This is a genomic window from Rhizobium sp. RM, assembly GCF_013390595.1.
In the GTDB taxonomy this organism is placed as follows: Bacteria; Pseudomonadota; Alphaproteobacteria; order Rhizobiales; family Rhizobiaceae; genus Agrobacterium.
The window spans coordinates 1082678-1097371 of sequence record NZ_JACAWV010000022.1 but is presented as its reverse complement, the minus strand read 5'-3'; the positions used below and the strand labels follow the sequence as shown (position 1 = coordinate 1097371).

The following is a 14694-nucleotide window of genomic DNA, read 5'->3' as shown; positions in this document are numbered from 1 at the left end:
ATCAGCCCTCATAGCTGTGCCCCGCCTTCAGCCCTTCTCGAACGCGGTGGGCAATTTCCAGAAACTCCGGTGTTTCGCGGATCTCCAGTGGGCGCTCTCGCGGAAGGGTGGATTCGATCACGTCTGTTACCCGACCTGGCCGTGGCGACATCACAACGATCTTGGTGGAAAGATAAACGGCCTCGGGAATGGAGTGCGTGACAAAGCAGATCGTCTTGCCGGTCGCATCCCACAGTTTCAGGAGCTGCTCGTTCAGATGGTCGCGCACAATCTCGTCCAATGCGCCAAACGGCTCATCCATCAGCAGGAGATCGGCATCGAAGGCAAGGGCACGGGCGATCGATGCGCGTTGCTGCATGCCGCCAGAGAGTTGCCAGGGATATTTCTTGCCGAAACCGGCGAGGTTGACGAGGTCAAGCGTACGCTCGATACGCTCCTGCTGTTCGGCCCTGGTGTAGCCCATGATCTCGAGCGGTAGCGCGATATTCTTTTCTATGGTGCGCCACGGATAAAGTGCTGCGGCCTGAAACACGTAGCCGTAAGAGCGATCCTTGCGGGCATTCTCCGGCGTTGTGCCATTGACGGCGATCTCTCCGGATGTGTGTTTTTCGAGATCGGCGATGACCCGAAGGAAGGTGGTCTTTCCGCATCCGGAAGGGCCGATGAAGGAGACGAAGTCACCCTTGCCAACCTCGAGATTGACGTTGGACAGCGCGTGCACGGGGCCATCATTCGTCTCAAAGGTCAGGCCCAGATTTTTTGCCGAGACGACGGAGTATGAAGAGGACGTATTCATCGGGGTTCGTTCACACTTTCCGCCAGGGCCGCACGCGCCAGCGGCAGCATTTGTGTTTCGGTAAGTTTGGCAAGCGGCAGTCCGGACACGCCGTCGATGGCAAGCCAGCGAACTTCCTCTATTTCGGCCCGTGGCAGGACGCCGGCCGTAAGGCGGGCAACGAAGGTATGGGCGACGACATCTGCGCCCGTTTCGTTGGCCGCTTCTTCGCGAAAAACACCTTTATAGCTTGCCGTATTGGCAGGAAGCACAAGGCCGATCTCCTCTTCCAGTTCCCGATGCAGAGCTTCTTCGGCTGTTTCACCGGCATCTATCTTGCCGCCCGGCTGCATGAACTGTGTGGTGCCGCGCTTGCGCACCACCAGCATCTCCCGCCTGTCATTCAACAGGATGGCTGCCGCAATTACGATTTCAGGTTTTGATACAGTGCTCACAGTCACACTCCGCTCGCGGGGATGCCGGTGCGTTCCACCTTGCGCGGCGCGACGAGTTCCTTCCAGGTCGACAGCGCACTGTTGACGGCGGGGTAGGGATCGCGAGCAACGAACTTGCCATGTCCTTCCTGTGTCTTGATGGTTGTCTCTTCGACGGTGACCAGTCCACGCGACAGGGTGAAGCGCGGCAGGCCCTTGACCTTCTGTCCCTCGAAGACGTTGTAGTCGATTGCTGATTGCTGACCGGCGGCAGTGATCGTCTTTTCGCGCAGAGGGTCCCAGACGACGATATCGGCATCGCTACCGACGAGGATCGCCCCTTTCTTCGGGTAGATGTTGAGGATCTTGGCGATGTTCGTCGAGGTGACGGCGACGAACTCGTTCATCGTCAACCGTCCTGTCGCAACACCATGCGTCCACAACAATGGCATGCGATCCTCAAGGCCGCCGGTGCCGTTCGGGATCTTGCGGAAATCGCCGATGCCGAAGCGCTTCTGTTGCGTGGTAAAGGCGCAATGGTCTGTCGCCACACATTGAAGGGAGCCGGCGGCGAGGCCCGCCCAAAGGCTGTCCTGATGCTGTTTGTTGCGGAAGGGTGGCGACATGACGCGACGGGCAGCGTGATCCCAGTCGGCACTGGCGTATTCGCGTTCGTCGAGGACAAGATGCTGGATCAGCGGTTCGCCGAAAACCCGCATGCCGTTCTGCCGGGCACGGCGGATCGCTTCATGCGCCTGTTCGCAGGAGGTATGCACAACGTATAGCGGTGCTCCGGCCATATCGGCAATGATGATGGCGCGGTTGGTTGCCTCGCCCTCGACAGAGGCAGGACGCGAATAGGCGTGTGCCTCCGGACCGTTGTTACCTTCCGCGATCAGTTTTTCCTGCATCTGGGCGACGATATCGCCGTTTTCGGCATGCACGAACGGTATAGCGCCCAGTTCCGCGCAGCGCGAGAACGAGGCAAACATCTCGTCGTCATTCACCATCAGTGCGCCCTTGTAGGCCATGAAGTGCTTGAAAGAGTTGATGCCCTTTTCTTCAACGATGGTCTTCATCTCATCGAAGACCTGTTTGCCCCACCATGTCACGGCCATGTGAAATGAGTAATCGCAATTGGCGCGCGTTGCCTTGTTGTCCCAGCGCTGCAAGGCATCGAGAAGCGACTGGCCGGGGTCCGGCAGGCAGAAGTCCACCACCATGGTGGTTCCGCCAGACAGCGCCGCACGCGTGCCGCTTTCGAAATCATCAGCGGAATAGGTGCCCATGAACGGCATTTCCAAATGCACGTGCGGGTCTATCCCGCCTGGCATGACATAGCAGCCGGTCGCGTCCAGCACCTCGTCACCCAGGAGGTCGGGGCCGATCTCGATGATCTTGCCGCCGTCAATTTTGACGTCCGCCCTGTATGTCAGGTCGGCCGTGACGATGGTGCCGTTCTTGATCACTGTGGCCATTGGTCGTTCCCCTTATTTATTGCCGCAGTCAATCACCCGAGATTTATGATCTCAAGGACTGAACATCATGTCTGGTCGTGGTTTGGTGCGGAGCCGCGAAGCACTGAAATGCCTCCTCCGTCTGGAAAGCATGCTCATGCCTTCGCCCCCTGCTGCTGAATGTCCTTGACCATGAACAGGCTGTGAGGGTTTTCCTCGTAGTCTGCAAAAGGCCCGCATTGCTGATAACCGAGAGCTTCGTAGAGACCGACTGCCTCGACATTCAGCGGACCGGTCTCGAGATAAAGCCGGTCGACGCCACGTTCCGTTGCCAGTGCCTGCAGAGCCGCCATGATCTTGCGGCCGATGCCGTGACCGCGTGCGTCGTCATGCACGAAGATGCGCTTCAGTTCGGCACTGCCATCCTCAAACCATTTGATCGCGCCACAGGCGACGGCCTTGCCATCCAGTCTTCCGACCAGGAAAGAAATATCCGGCTTGGACAGGGCATCCACGTCAACGGCGAAGTTGCCTTCCGGCGGATAAAGCGACGCCATGTATTCGTCCGAAAGCCCAATCAGCGCCACTACGTCGGGCTGGTTCGGGTGCTCAATTGCAATTGTCACAGTCACGCCACGATCTCCGCCGTCTCAAGCACGGCATGCAGAAGGACATCACATCCGGCTGCTGCCCATTCAGGGGAGATTTCCTCCGCTTCATTGTGGGAGAGGCCGTCAACACAGGGGCAGAAGATCATGGTCGTTGGTGCCAGTTTCGCCGTCCAGCAGGCATCGTGGCCTGCGCCGGAAATGATATCCATGTGACTGTAGCCCAATTTGTCGGCTGCGGTGCGAACACGGTCCACCAGCACCGGATCGAAGGCAATAGGGTCGAAATGGCCAATGGCCTCAATCGAGCAGCCAACCCCGAGTTCGGCGGCAATCTTCGGCGCTTCCTGTTCGAAAATGGCGCGCATGCTGTCGAGTTTCGACTGATCGGGGGTGCGCAGATCAATGGTGAAGACCACTTTACCGGGCAGGACGTTGGGGGAATTCGGTGTGAAGTTCATTCGGCCGACGCCAGCGACGGCGCCCGGCTGGTGGGCCATGGCGACGTCCTGCACTTTTTCAAGAATGCGGGCGGCTGCCAGTCCGGCGTTGACACGCATTGCCATCGGTGTGGAGCCTGTATGCGCTTCTTTGCCGGTCAGCGTGATTTCCAGCCACCACAGTCCCTGGCAATGGGTAACGACACCAATCTGTTTTTCTTCGGCCTCAAGAATCGGTCCCTGTTCGATGTGATACTCGAAATAGGCGTGCATCTTGCGCGCGCCGACCTCTTCATCGCCGAGCCAGCCGATGCGCTTGAGTTCTTCTCCATAGGTCTTGCCGTCGCTATCGGTACGCGCATAGGCGTAATCGAGCGTATGAATACCGGCGAACACGCCTGATGCCAGCATTGCAGGTGCAAACCGTGCGCCTTCTTCGTTGGCCCAGTTTGTCACGACAATCGGATGTTTGGTGGTGATGTTGAGATCGTTGAGGCTGCGGACGACCTCCAGTCCGGCAAGCACACCAAGCACGCCGTCAAATTTCCCGCCTGTCGGCTGGGTATCGAGATGGCTGCCCATGTAGACGGGCAGGGCGTCCGGGTCGCTGCCCGGGCGGGTTGCGAACATCGTGCCCATCCTGTCGACGCCGACGCTCATCCCGGCCTCTTCGCACCAGCGTCGGAACAGGCTGCGACCTTCGGCATCCTCGTCAGTCAGCGTCCGGCGGTTGTTGCCGCCAGCAATGCCGGGTCCGACTTTCGCCATCTCCATCAAGCTGTCCCACAGGCGATTGGTATCAACCGCCAAATTCTTACCCGCTGCCATGAAGTGTTGTCCTCGCAGTTTGTTGTTATTGCGGATGCAAAGCTCGTGCCGTTCCCATTTTTCGCCTGTACGAACAAGGTCATTGCCTTGCGATAATGATGGCGGATAAATTGACCGACTGGTAAACATTGCAAATTCGCGAAAATGTCAGCAAGGGATTTTTGTGACGAATCGCAATGATTTTGCCTAAACTGTGCGCTGTGATTATTTTTTAATCTAGCCCTTTTAGCAGATGCATTAAAAAGAAACAGAGAGCGCCGATGGCAAAACCGCGAGCAGCAAAAACACAGAAGCGCACGCGTATTCAGGAAGAGAAGCAGGAAACCATTCTCGAGGCGGCGCTCAGCGTTTTTTCGGTCAACGGTTTCCGTGGTTCCACCATTGACCAGATCGCCGAGGCGGCGGGCATGTCGAAGCCCAATGTGCTCTATTATTTCCGTACCAAAGAGGCCATGCATCGGGCTCTGATCGAGCGTGTGCTGGACACCTGGCTTGATCCGTTGCGCGCTTTCGATGCGACGGGCAATCCAGAAAGCGAAATACGGTCTTATATCCGCCGAAAGCTTGAGATGTCGCGGGACTATCCGCGGGAGAGCCGTCTGTTTGCCAACGAGATTCTGCAGGGCGCACCGCATATAGAAGATGAGTTGAAGGGGCCGCTCAAACAACTGGTGGATGAAAAGGCGGAGGTGATCCGCGTCTGGATCAAGGCGGGTCGGATTGCCAAATGCGACCCTTATCACCTGATTTTTTCCATCTGGTCCACAACCCAGCATTACGCGGACTTCGATGTTCAGGTGCGTGCTGTCCTCGGCGACGAGAAATCCGGCGAAGGCCGTTTTGAGGATGCTGCCCGTCATCTCGAGCAACTTTTCATGGGTGGGTTGAAAATCGGCGATTAGCTCTGATTTTCCACGCGGAAAAGTTATGGGCTAAAACATGATAAAAATTATCACCTTTATACTTTACTCTAAAACTCATCTTTATTATGGTGCCGGCATTCCGATCAAAAGGCTCTGACGATCAGAGTGCAACAGACAACCGGTAGGTGAGTGCATGGCACGCAAGGAAAAGAAGAAGGCCGATCGCGGCGGCAAGCAGGGCAAGGCATCGCAGCAGTCCGAAAGAGATGTTGTCGATACCCAGCCCTCCGGCCCGAAAAGCTTTCTTTATGTTGGCGGCCGTGACTGTCAGGTCGCGCATCTTCGCCAGATCGCCAGCAATTTCGGTGCGGAACTCATTCATCACGATGGTGGGTTGCGCGAAGCGGTTTCCCGCATCGATACCGTTCTTCCTTCCGTCGACTGCGTTTTCTGCCCGATCGACTGTATCAGCCACGATGCGTGTCTGCGGGTGAAGTCCGGTTGCAAGAAATTCGGCAAGACGTTCATTCCGCTGCGCAACGGCAGCAAATCCAGTCTGGAGCGTGCACTTCAGACGATGAATGAACGGACCGCAAGCGATGAGCGAAGAGCGCAATAACGTTACGGATAGAGACGCCGACGCGACAGGTGAAGCCTGCCGCGTCGAGCTTCATAAAATGGCCGAACAGGCCGCCGATCCGGTTTTGACCGAAATGTTCGAAATCGTCGGAGAGCGTGAGCGGCGCAACCGTGCCGCCAGACACGCCAGCAATGTGGTGAACTTCCCTTATCTCAGGACACGTCAGCCGGGAGAGGCCTCGACATTCGACCCCGGTCGAGACGCTGCCGAGGGTCGCAACATCTTGAAGTTTCGCCGGTAAAAAACGGCTGATAGGATCAGTTTTTCGGCTTCATGAACGCGCCGGCTGCCAGAACGAACCAGCCTGCGACCATGCCAATGCCGCCAGCCGGTGCCGCGAATGGAAACAGGCTGTTACCGGAAAAGTGCCGCGAGACGAGGTCGCCGACGAAAAGCGCTGTGCCGATGCCAAGCACCAAGCCTGCGGGCATCGCCGTTCTGATGCGTTCACAGCCGACGGAAAGCGCGATGAGGACCGGCGCGTGAGCAAGCGCCATGGCCGAGGCTTTCCCCAGCATGTAGGTCTCGCCGGTGTGGGTCGCTGCCGCTGCCAGCATGACGCCGCAAGCGCCGAGAACGCTTCCCAAAAACAGGATAAATGAACGCAGTCTCTCGCTCTTCATGATGCGCTTTCTTCCTGATTCTGCATGTGGAGTGCCAGCCGCTCGACCGGTGCCCAGATGATGTCCCGGAGTTTTGGATTCTCGATTGTTTCGTCCATGGCGCGACGGAAGCAGAGCAGCCATTCGTCGCGTTCCGCCGGACCGATCGGTGCAGCGAAATGGCGACGCCGCAACATCGGATGTCCGTATTTTTCGACATAGACCGGTGGTCCGCCAAGATAACCGGTCAGATAGTCATAAAATTTGCTCTCGCTACCAGAGAGATCGGCTGGATGGATGGCCCGGCACCGAGCAGCCTCCGGCAAAGTATCCATCAACGCGTAGAAACGTTTTGAAAGGGCGCGCACTGTGGCATCGCCGCCAATGGCTTCGTAAAGGGTAATGGTTTCGCCGCTCAAGTTGGCCTCCCGCTCTTACCGGTTCTTATCGCGCCCGGTTGCAGCAAGAGCAACATCAAAACGCGAGGTGCGTCATTCGGCCCCTCGCGTTTTTCTCAACTCGCAAATCAACCGAAATTGCGGATGAGATCGAGGCCCTTGTGAAGCAGCGTTTCGGCTTCGTCCTGATTGGCTGCCTCGACGTAGCAGCGCATTTCAGGCGCATTGCCCGAGGGGCGGAAGTGGATCGTGCTGCCATTCGTCAACGCGACACGCAAGCCATCGATATCGCTGGTGGCCTTCACGGCACCAACCGGCTCGAGGAATTTTGCCAGATTGTCCTTCGACGCGCGCAGATAGGACATCAGTGCGGCACTTTTCTCCTGCGCGAAGTTTTCAAGGCGGTCCGCCGCAGCAACCGGCAAGTTGTAGGCACTGGCGATCTCGGACAATGGTTTTTTCTGCTCGGCAGAAAGAAGCAGAACGGCAAGGACCGGCAGGAAGCTGTCACGGGTCGGCAAAGGCGCCAATGGCTTGCCGTTGACGGTGAAGGTTGAAGCGGTCAGCAGGCCGCCATTGGCCTCAAATCCCATCACACCGTTCTTTCCGGCTGCAAGTGCGTCTCCCATGCCGGCGATGACGAAGGGAGATCCGACCTTTGTGCGGGTAACTGCGAAATGCCCGCTTGCTTCAATGCCGGAATTGGACGTCACGGGTGTGACCACAACGCCAGCTTCAAGGAAATTGGCCGTGATCAGACCGATCAGGTCGCCGCGCAGCGGAATACCTTTTTCATCGGCGAGAAGCGGGCGGTCGCCATCGCCATCGGCAGAGACAATCGCGTCGAGCTTATGTTCAGCGGACCACTTTTTCAGAAGGTCGAGGGTCTCGGGTGAAACGGCTTCGGTATCGACCGGAATGAATGTTTCGGAGCGGCCGAGTGGCACGACATCGGCGCCATAATGGGCGAGAACATCGACAAACAGATCGCGAGCGACGGTGCTGTGCTGATAGACGCCAATTTTCAGGCCGGAAAGGGCCCCTGTCGGCAGCAGCGAAATATTGCGCTCGTAGAAGAGTTCCGCGACAACGGAAGACCGGTCTTCTGCGGCGGCTGCTTCATCAGTGATGCCTTCTGCCTCGACGTCTTTCGCCAGCGCGGCAATCGCGGTTTCGTCCTGCTTGTCGATTTCGCCGTCGGGGCGGTAGAATTTGATCCCGTTGCGATCGGCCGGAATGTGCGAGCCGGTAATCATCAATGCCGCAGCTTTCAACGACAGGCCATAAAGCGCCAGCGCCGGTGTCGGCACGGTACCGCAATCAAGCGGCACGAGACCCGCTTTTTTCAAGGCGCCGATACAGGTGGCCGAAACATCGGGGCTGGAATCGCGAAAATCGCGACCGACGAGAATGGGGTCGCCCGCCTTTGCCTGGCCTGATTTCAGAAGGTGTCGCGCAAATGCCGTTGCATAAACGGCAGAGGCTTTTCCCTTCAGGTCGACAGAGAGACCGCGAAGGCCGCTCGTTCCAAATTTCAGGCTCATGCCAAACTCCATTGCGGTAAAATCATTGAGGTTCAAATGGATAATATAAATATATAACGACGAAAAGAACGGTATCGATCCATGGAAGTCAATCATCACTTTCATGGCAGCCACAAATACGGAAAGATGTGCGGATAAAAGGGTAACCTAAAATTCACCCGTTCACCTTAGACTTGCCGACCAATGGGGTTTTGGCGAGCATATAACACGTTTTGAGACCTTCTTTATGGTTTGTTCGAGTTGGATTGGCTGATGTACAGGCTTCAAAAGGCGGGACATAAGCAGACACGTCCGCTCGATGAAAAAGCACCTCCCGCACAATCGCAGGGTTCGCTGCTGGATGATCTCGTCGATGATGATGAGGTCTTCGAGCGCACGGTGCTGAAAGAGCATCTTGAGCCAAAGGCAACGCCCGCCGCTGAGCATGTGCGTGCAGCAAAACCGGCGACGAAATCATCACCCAGCGCCGGCTTGTCGAACGCCTTGCCCGGTCTGAAATACATCGATCGGATCGGTGTGGATGACATCTTATCGTGGTTGCGCGATGGTATCTTGTGGATCGTTCTGGCGATCATTCTCTGTGTCACTGCTGCTCTGTCCTATGCCTACATGACGCCACCGCGTTACACGAGTTACACGGATATCGTCGTCAATCCGTCCAACCTGAACGTCGTCAACGATGGCGTGTTTTCGCCCAATCAGCAGCGCGATACACAAATTCTCGAAGTTGAAAGCAAGCTTCGCACCATCACGTCGCGCAATGTTCTGGCGCGGGTGGTCGATGAGCTGAAACTCGATCAGGATAGCGAATTCATCAATCCGCCGCCGATTGCACGGCTAAAAGCCATGTTCTCTTCGCGTCCCGAAGACGGCGACAACAAGATCGGCGCCTTGCGTTCGCTGGGTGACAGGGTGGCGGCAGAACGCGACCCGCGATCCTTTGTCGTGACGCTTTCGGTCTGGACAAACGATGCGGAAAAATCGGTCCTGGTGTCCAAGGCTATCGTCAAGGCGTTCGAAAGCGAACTGTTCCAGATGAACTCCGATAGCAGTCAACGGGTTGTCGGCGATCTGAAGGCTCGGCTGGAGGAAATGCGTGAGAACGTGACGGTAGCCGAAAAGCGTGTGGCCGACTTCCGGCGGGAAAACGGCTTGCAGGAAAACAATGGTCAGCTTGTCAGCGATCAGACGTCCGGCGAGCTCAACGCGCAGGTTCTGGCCGCGCAGCAACGGGTGATCCAGGAAGAATCCCGTCTCAAGCAGATGGACGCGGCGATTGCCCAGAACCGTACCCAGAGCGCTGCGATCTTCGATTCCCAGACGATGAACACGATTCGTGCCCAGTACAGTACCCTGCAACAGCAGATCGGCGCGATGACGCTGACCTATGGTGCACGTCATCCAAGGCTTGCGACGGCTGGTGCCGAGCGCGATATGCTCGAACGTGGCATGCAGGAAGAAGCGCAGCGTATTCTCCAGGCCGCCAAACTCAATGTTGCTGAGGCCCGTTCGTCTCTCGATGCTCTGCGGTTGAAAGCCGTTGCCGAGCGCGCCAATGTCTTTACCGACAACGAAGCGCAGGTGCGGTTGCGGGATCTGGACCGAGACGCCCGTTCTGCGGCGGCGATCTACGAAACCTACCTGACACGTTCACGCCAGATCGCCGAGCAGCAGGCGATTGATTCCACCAATGTTCGGGTCATTTCGCAACCGGTCGAGCCGAACTCCAGAAGCTGGCCGCCGAGCAAATTGACATTTCTGATCGCCGGTGGTGCCGGAGGTGTGTTCCTTGGCATCGGTATTGCTGTGGCGCTTGGTCTGCTGCGTTATCTGCGCCGCAACGATCATGAAGACACTGCGGCGCGTTACGCGTAATTCATCACCATTGATCGCAGGTCCTTTTCGGCAGGCCGGTCAGGCCTTGCCGAAGCGTTGGATGTTCGCCGTGATCAGATGGCGCAGTGCCTTGGCGTAACGTTTGCTTTTCGTCTTGGCCGCGAGAGCACTGGTCCAGTCCACCATCGATCCGTTGATATCGAAGTCGCCAAGTTGCTCTTCGGGAATATCGCCTTTTTCGATGCGTTCGACGATCGAGGGCAGGGCGGCATAAAATTCCGGCGAACGGTAAGGCGGGTGCAAAGAATACATGCCCTTGCCCTCTCCCAGAAAATCCAGCCGGTAGACACCGAGCCGCATCATGTTTTCGCTGAGCACCTCTTCCGCCGGCATTGAAATCGGTTGCTGGTTGTAAGCCACGGAGCGGATGCGGCGTTTTACGTCCGGTCGCAACAGCTCCAGCGACGTGACCTTTTTTGCAAAACGCTCCATGTCGATCATGAAAAGGCGAGTCGAGACCGTCGCGAAGCGCCAGGTGGGCGTGCGTACTGGAAGTTTACGCGGGATCGGAATGTTCTTGACCCCAGGCATGCCGACATGGCGGGTGATGTCGAGATCGCCGCGGACAGTCGGCGGACCGGAAAACGGCGTTATGCAGAGCGCGTCAGGATTGTCTTTTTGAAGTTCGATTGCTTCATCGAACCAGCTCTGGCTGCCTCCGCCGAACATCATGTCGCTGTCCATGTGCAAGACATACCGCGCATTGGCACGCCTCAACCCGTGGAAATAGACATGGAACGGTCCCCCATCAAACGCCTTTGCCGGATAGGGTATCGTTGAGCGGGAAAAGAAAGTGTCGGTCACCGCCTTGCGGGCGCTTTCGCTGTAGTCGACCTCATCGATGTGCAGGTGCGGGTAGTTCGCCTGCATTTCATCCAGCATGTCGAACAAACGTTTTCTGGCCGGCTCGAAGCCGTTGCCCTTATAACGTCCCGCGCCGACTTGCCCGGTGTCGACAGTCAGCAGAATACGGTCGACCTGCCCGCCCCATACCCGGAGCTGGTGAGGAAGTGTCAGAGCTGCATGTGGGGCATCGAAGGGGTGCAGATTGACCTGTAGCGCCTTGCTGACAGGCGGCAGGGGTATTTCACCATTCATGCGCCGCGGCTCCGGAATTCGTTGATGATGGTCATCATGGGTTTTTCGTTGAAGCTCCAGTCCAGCGGCAGCGGGCGGTTGGCAGTTCCGTCCTTGCGGGGGTAGGCCCAGCGTATCCAGGTATATTGGTCGGAAATGCCCCAGGTGGTGATGGAGGAAAGCGGGCCGCCGGCTGAGGCCGCCTCGAGAAAATCCCGAAGCTGCGAATTTATCAGCATGTCACGTTCAGCTTCCGGAGAGGGCAGGGTCTGGTCCATGACGTCCAGTTCCGTCACCAGAACGTCGAGGCCATGGCCGCGCATTTCGGTGACGAAAGCGGCAAGTTCATCCTTGGCGATCGGCCAGCCGCCACGCAGGTGGCCCTGTAATCCCACCGCGTTGATCGGCGCCCCCTGGTCAAGCAGTTCCAGAATGAGGTTGCGGAACGCAGCGCGTTTTGCTGGCGATTTTTCGACCGCGAATTCCACATCATATTCGTTGAGCACGAGTTGCGCTTTCGGATCAACGTCGTGAGCAATCTTGAACGCCTTGGCAATGGCGTCCGATCCCGCACCGTAATACCAGGCATCGCGCCGAGACTTTGCGTTGTTGGGAACGTCAGGGATGGGTTCGTTCACCACATCCCAGCTACGAACGACATCCTTGTAACGTTCCATCGTCTTGACGATGTGCGTTTCCATCAGCTTTTCGACCTTTGAACCGCTGATCGATGACAGCCAGGGTGCATTGGACGCATACCAGATCAGGGGATGGCCGTGCATGGACAGCTTGTTTTGCCGGGCGAAGTTGGCAAGTGCATCGGCTGCGGAAAAGTCGAACACTTCTTCCGAAGGCCGCATGATTTCCCACTTCATTTCCGTGACGGGCGTGATCCGTGAGCAATATTTGACGACGGCTTCACCGACCCGGCTGTCAGCTTGCAGGTCAGGAAGGTAAACTGCCGCGCCGTAAGGAGCGGTTTTTGCCGCGCGTTTCGTTTGCGCGGCATGCACAATATCGGGCAATGCCTGCACGAAACCCGCGCTTGCCGCACCGTACAGAAAGTTTCGACGTCCGATCGGCATTAACCCCAGCCTCCGCAATCGATTTTCCCAATTTATAACAGCGTGACCTTACCAATTGCATATTAAAACGCCGCAAGGTTAATGCTGGCTATACCGTTCCCAAAACTACCGTCGATCCGATTAATCCGGTAGTAACTTCACTGTGCGAAGTCTGCTTTACACGTCACGGAGTAAAGGTCTTGGTTGCCGTTTCGATTGTCATCCCCGTTCGCAATGGCGAGCGTTACATCGTGGAAGCAATCGACAGTGTTCTGATGCAGGGCGCCAGCATCTGTGAAATTCTTGTCGTTGACGATGGTTCCACCGACGATACGGCCCTTAAGGTGCAGAGTTTCAGCGATGCTCGCGTGAAGCTTCTGACCCGTCCGCAGGGCAGGCAGGGCGTTTCTGCGGTTCGCAATTTCGGCTTGTCGCAGGCGCGTGGTACCTGGACCATGTTTCTCGATGCTGATGACCGCCTGAAACCGGATGCCATCAACGCGCTTTGTGCGGGAATTTCCAATGACGATGTGGTGGCCGTCTACGGCGACTACGAACGGATAGACGAAGACGGGGCCAAGATCGGTCACCGCAATCTCATCCGTCGTCGGGAAAAACCGAGCGGCAATGTTCTTCCCGCTCTTCTGGGTGGGAATTTCATCGTCAATGGCGGCATCATGCTGGTGCGGACCCGCATTTTTCAGGACTTTGGCGGCTTTGACGAGACATTGCGCTATGCAGAGGACTGGTACGGTTGGTGCAGGTTGGCGGCAGCGGGCAGTTTCGTTTATCTGCCGGGCTGCCATATTCTTGACTATCGCGTCCATCGAACAAGCGTGATGATGAACCGTCTTTTGACATTCAAGGATTGCGAGCCCGCTGTGCGGGCGGTTTTCTCAGATCCTGCTATTGTCGCTGCAGTCAGCCCTCGGGAACTGGCGCGGCTTCGCCACAAATCGGAAACCCACATGAATGCCTACATCGTCGCGCAGGCCTTCCGCGCTCGCCGGTATAAAGAGGCATTCTCGGCGCTTGCCGACACTTTCATCCATCGTCCGCGCCAGAGCCTGCGGGCGGTCATTTTTTCCGCAGCAGCCATCGCCGGGATATAGGAGCGTTCATGACCGAGATTCGTCCGGAGGCGGTGGTGTGCATTCCAAGTTTCCGCAGACCTGAAGGCCTGCGCAAGACACTCCAGTCGCTTGCCGCCCAGCAGGTGGAGTTCCCCTTCGCCATCGTTGTCGTGGACAATGACGGAGAGGGGCAGGCCGGACTTGGCGTCGCGCGCCAGTTTTTTGCCGAGACCCGTTTTACCGGGCAGACTCTGGTCGAACCGACGCAGGGCAACTGTTACGCGATCAACACCGCGTTTCGAACCGCACGTCAGACGTATCCGTCCGCGCAATGGTTTCTGATGATCGATGACGATGAGGCGGCCTCACCCGTCTGGTTGGCCGAGATGGTCAAAACTGCGAAATGCTTCAGTGTCGATATTGTTGGCGGTCCGGTGAACCGCGAATTCGACGCGCCCGCTCCAAAGTCTGTTCTCGCACATCCTCTGTTCGGCTCCATCGAAGCGCCAACGGGCGAGGTGGATCAGATTCATGGCTCCGGCAACTGCCTGATTTCTCGCCGGGTTTTCGACGGTCTCGACAAGCCCGAATTCGACGTACAGTTCAACTTCCTTGGTGGCGGCGACATGGATTTCTTCACACGCTGCCGTCGCGCCGGTTTCAAATTCGCCTGGAGCGCGGATGCCGTCATCATTGAATATGTGCCGGAAACCCGTATGGCGCCGCGCTGGATCATGACACGATCGCTCAGAACCGGCATCATCAATTACAGCATTGACCGCGCGCATCGTCCCGGATTGCAGGGTGGTCTGCTGTTGGGCGCGAAAAACGTTGTCAGCCTTGGTCTTTCAGTGATCCGTGCGGTTTCGGCTTTCGCCAAAACCGGATCGCTTCTGCCCGCTACGCATCCGCCACTGATGTCCGTCGGTCGTATGATGGCGAGTGTGGGTGTGACGCTGAACCCCTACAAGGCCGCCAAGAAGACCTGAAGTCTC

At 57.2% G+C, this 14694-nt stretch carries 15 protein-coding genes and 1 pseudogene; 6 read left to right on the top strand and 10 right to left on the bottom strand.

All coding sequences use genetic code 11. From position 1 onward, the window contains the following. Position 1 precedes the first annotated feature (1 nt). The 5 genes from HWX89_RS21840 to HWX89_RS21820 all read right to left on the bottom strand — a co-directional run bounded on the left by HWX89_RS21840 (position 2) and on the right by HWX89_RS21820 (position 4542). Complete coding sequence (locus HWX89_RS21840; RefSeq protein WP_138791227.1) at positions 2 to 796, bottom strand: ABC transporter ATP-binding protein; 795 nt, start codon at positions 794 to 796, stop codon at positions 2 to 4. After that, complete coding sequence (locus tag HWX89_RS21835; RefSeq protein ID WP_138791226.1) at positions 793 to 1236, bottom strand: NUDIX hydrolase; 444 nt, start codon at positions 1234 to 1236, stop codon at positions 793 to 795. Before HWX89_RS21835 ends, HWX89_RS21840 begins: the two co-directional genes overlap by 4 nt. After that, complete coding sequence (hydA, locus tag HWX89_RS21830) at positions 1233 to 2687, bottom strand: dihydropyrimidinase (protein ID WP_138791225.1); 1455 nt, start codon at positions 2685 to 2687, stop codon at positions 1233 to 1235. Before hydA ends, HWX89_RS21835 begins: the two co-directional genes overlap by 4 nt. 134 nt (positions 2688 to 2821) lie before the next feature. Further along, the gene (locus tag HWX89_RS21825; RefSeq protein WP_138791224.1) at positions 2822 to 3298 is read right to left on the bottom strand and encodes a GNAT family N-acetyltransferase; all 477 of its coding nucleotides are present in this window, start codon (positions 3296 to 3298) and stop codon (positions 2822 to 2824) included. Further along, positions 3295 to 4542 (bottom strand): Zn-dependent hydrolase, encoded by a 1248-nt coding sequence (locus HWX89_RS21820; protein ID WP_138791223.1) that lies wholly within the window; start codon positions 4540 to 4542, stop codon positions 3295 to 3297. Before HWX89_RS21820 ends, HWX89_RS21825 begins: the two co-directional genes overlap by 4 nt. 260 nt (positions 4543 to 4802) lie before the next feature. Between HWX89_RS21820 and HWX89_RS21815 the strand changes: the two genes are divergently transcribed. From HWX89_RS21815 to HWX89_RS21805, 3 genes and pseudogenes are all read left to right on the top strand, one after another. After that, positions 4803 to 5444, top strand: coding sequence for a TetR family transcriptional regulator C-terminal domain-containing protein (locus HWX89_RS21815; protein WP_138791222.1), 642 nt, complete (start codon positions 4803 to 4805; stop codon positions 5442 to 5444). 256 nt (positions 5445 to 5700) lie between these two features. Next, positions 5701 to 6024 (top strand): annotated as a pseudogene (locus tag HWX89_RS21810) (DUF2325 domain-containing protein); the annotation flags it as partial. Continuing rightward, a complete protein-coding gene (locus HWX89_RS21805) occupies positions 6005 to 6286 on the top strand; it encodes a hypothetical protein (RefSeq protein WP_138791404.1) in 282 nt (93 codons plus the stop codon). The pseudogene HWX89_RS21810 and the gene HWX89_RS21805, both read left to right, overlap by 20 nt. Positions 6287 to 6302: 16 nt before the next feature. Here HWX89_RS21805 and HWX89_RS21800 read toward each other — a convergent pair whose 3' ends face one another. The 3 genes from HWX89_RS21800 to uppO form a co-directional block, all read right to left on the bottom strand. Then, a complete protein-coding gene (locus HWX89_RS21800) occupies positions 6303 to 6668 on the bottom strand; it encodes a DUF423 domain-containing protein (protein WP_138791220.1) in 366 nt (121 codons plus the stop codon). Then, positions 6665 to 7066, bottom strand: a complete 402-nt coding sequence (locus HWX89_RS21795; protein WP_138791219.1) for a group II truncated hemoglobin — start codon at positions 7064 to 7066, stop codon at positions 6665 to 6667. The genes HWX89_RS21800 and HWX89_RS21795 overlap by 4 nt, the downstream gene beginning before the upstream one ends. A gap of 107 nt (positions 7067 to 7173) precedes the next feature. After that, positions 7174 to 8589, bottom strand: coding sequence for a polysaccharide biosynthesis phosphomannomutase UppO (uppO, locus tag HWX89_RS21790; protein ID WP_138791218.1), 1416 nt, complete (start codon positions 8587 to 8589; stop codon positions 7174 to 7176). A gap of 252 nt (positions 8590 to 8841) precedes the next feature. On the opposite strand from uppO, the gene uppM reads away from it, so the two are divergent. Further along, positions 8842 to 10464, top strand: coding sequence for a polysaccharide biosynthesis protein UppM (gene uppM / locus HWX89_RS21785; RefSeq protein ID WP_178340864.1), 1623 nt, complete (start codon positions 8842 to 8844; stop codon positions 10462 to 10464). A 39-nt stretch (positions 10465 to 10503) separates the two neighbouring features. Here uppM and uppG read toward each other — a convergent pair whose 3' ends face one another. Further along, positions 10504 to 11583, bottom strand: a complete 1080-nt coding sequence (gene uppG, locus HWX89_RS21780) for a polysaccharide biosynthesis glycosyltransferase UppG (protein ID WP_138791216.1) — start codon at positions 11581 to 11583, stop codon at positions 10504 to 10506. Then, the gene (gene uppI, locus HWX89_RS21775) at positions 11580 to 12647 is read right to left on the bottom strand and encodes a polysaccharide biosynthesis UDP-hexose transferase UppI (protein ID WP_138791215.1); all 1068 of its coding nucleotides are present in this window, start codon (positions 12645 to 12647) and stop codon (positions 11580 to 11582) included. The genes uppG and uppI overlap by 4 nt, the downstream gene beginning before the upstream one ends. A gap of 179 nt (positions 12648 to 12826) precedes the next feature. Between uppI and uppH the strand changes: the two genes are divergently transcribed. Beyond that, entirely contained in the window at positions 12827 to 13738 is a 912-nt protein-coding gene (gene uppH / locus HWX89_RS21770) for a polysaccharide biosynthesis endo-1,4-beta-xylanase UppH (protein WP_138791214.1), read from the top strand. An 8-nt stretch (positions 13739 to 13746) separates the two neighbouring features. Further along, positions 13747 to 14688: a polysaccharide biosynthesis UDP-hexose transferase UppJ gene (uppJ, locus tag HWX89_RS21765; protein WP_138791213.1), complete on the top strand. Its 942-nt coding sequence runs from the start codon at positions 13747 to 13749 to the stop codon at positions 14686 to 14688. Positions 14689 to 14694: the final 6 nt, after the last annotated feature.

Coding starts and splice junctions, on each gene's coding strand:
- uppI (WP_138791215.1), bottom strand. CDS start 12,647: ATGCCGATCGGACGTCGAAACTTTCTGTACGGTGCGGCAAGCGCGGGT.
- HWX89_RS21805 (WP_138791404.1), top strand. CDS start 6,005: ATGAGCGAAGAGCGCAATAACGTTACGGATAGAGACGCCGACGCGACA.
- uppG (WP_138791216.1), bottom strand. CDS start 11,583: ATGAATGGTGAAATACCCCTGCCGCCTGTCAGCAAGGCGCTACAGGTC.
- uppO (WP_138791218.1), bottom strand. CDS start 8,589: ATGAGCCTGAAATTTGGAACGAGCGGCCTTCGCGGTCTCTCTGTCGAC.
- hydA (WP_138791225.1), bottom strand. CDS start 2,687: ATGGCCACAGTGATCAAGAACGGCACCATCGTCACGGCCGACCTGACA.
- HWX89_RS21840 (WP_138791227.1), bottom strand. CDS start 796: ATGAATACGTCCTCTTCATACTCCGTCGTCTCGGCAAAAAATCTGGGC.
- HWX89_RS21815 (WP_138791222.1), top strand. CDS start 4,803: ATGGCAAAACCGCGAGCAGCAAAAACACAGAAGCGCACGCGTATTCAG.
- uppJ (WP_138791213.1), top strand. CDS start 13,747: ATGACCGAGATTCGTCCGGAGGCGGTGGTGTGCATTCCAAGTTTCCGC.
- uppM (WP_178340864.1), top strand. CDS start 8,842: ATGTACAGGCTTCAAAAGGCGGGACATAAGCAGACACGTCCGCTCGAT.
- HWX89_RS21820 (WP_138791223.1), bottom strand. CDS start 4,542: ATGGCAGCGGGTAAGAATTTGGCGGTTGATACCAATCGCCTGTGGGAC.
- HWX89_RS21800 (WP_138791220.1), bottom strand. CDS start 6,668: ATGAAGAGCGAGAGACTGCGTTCATTTATCCTGTTTTTGGGAAGCGTT.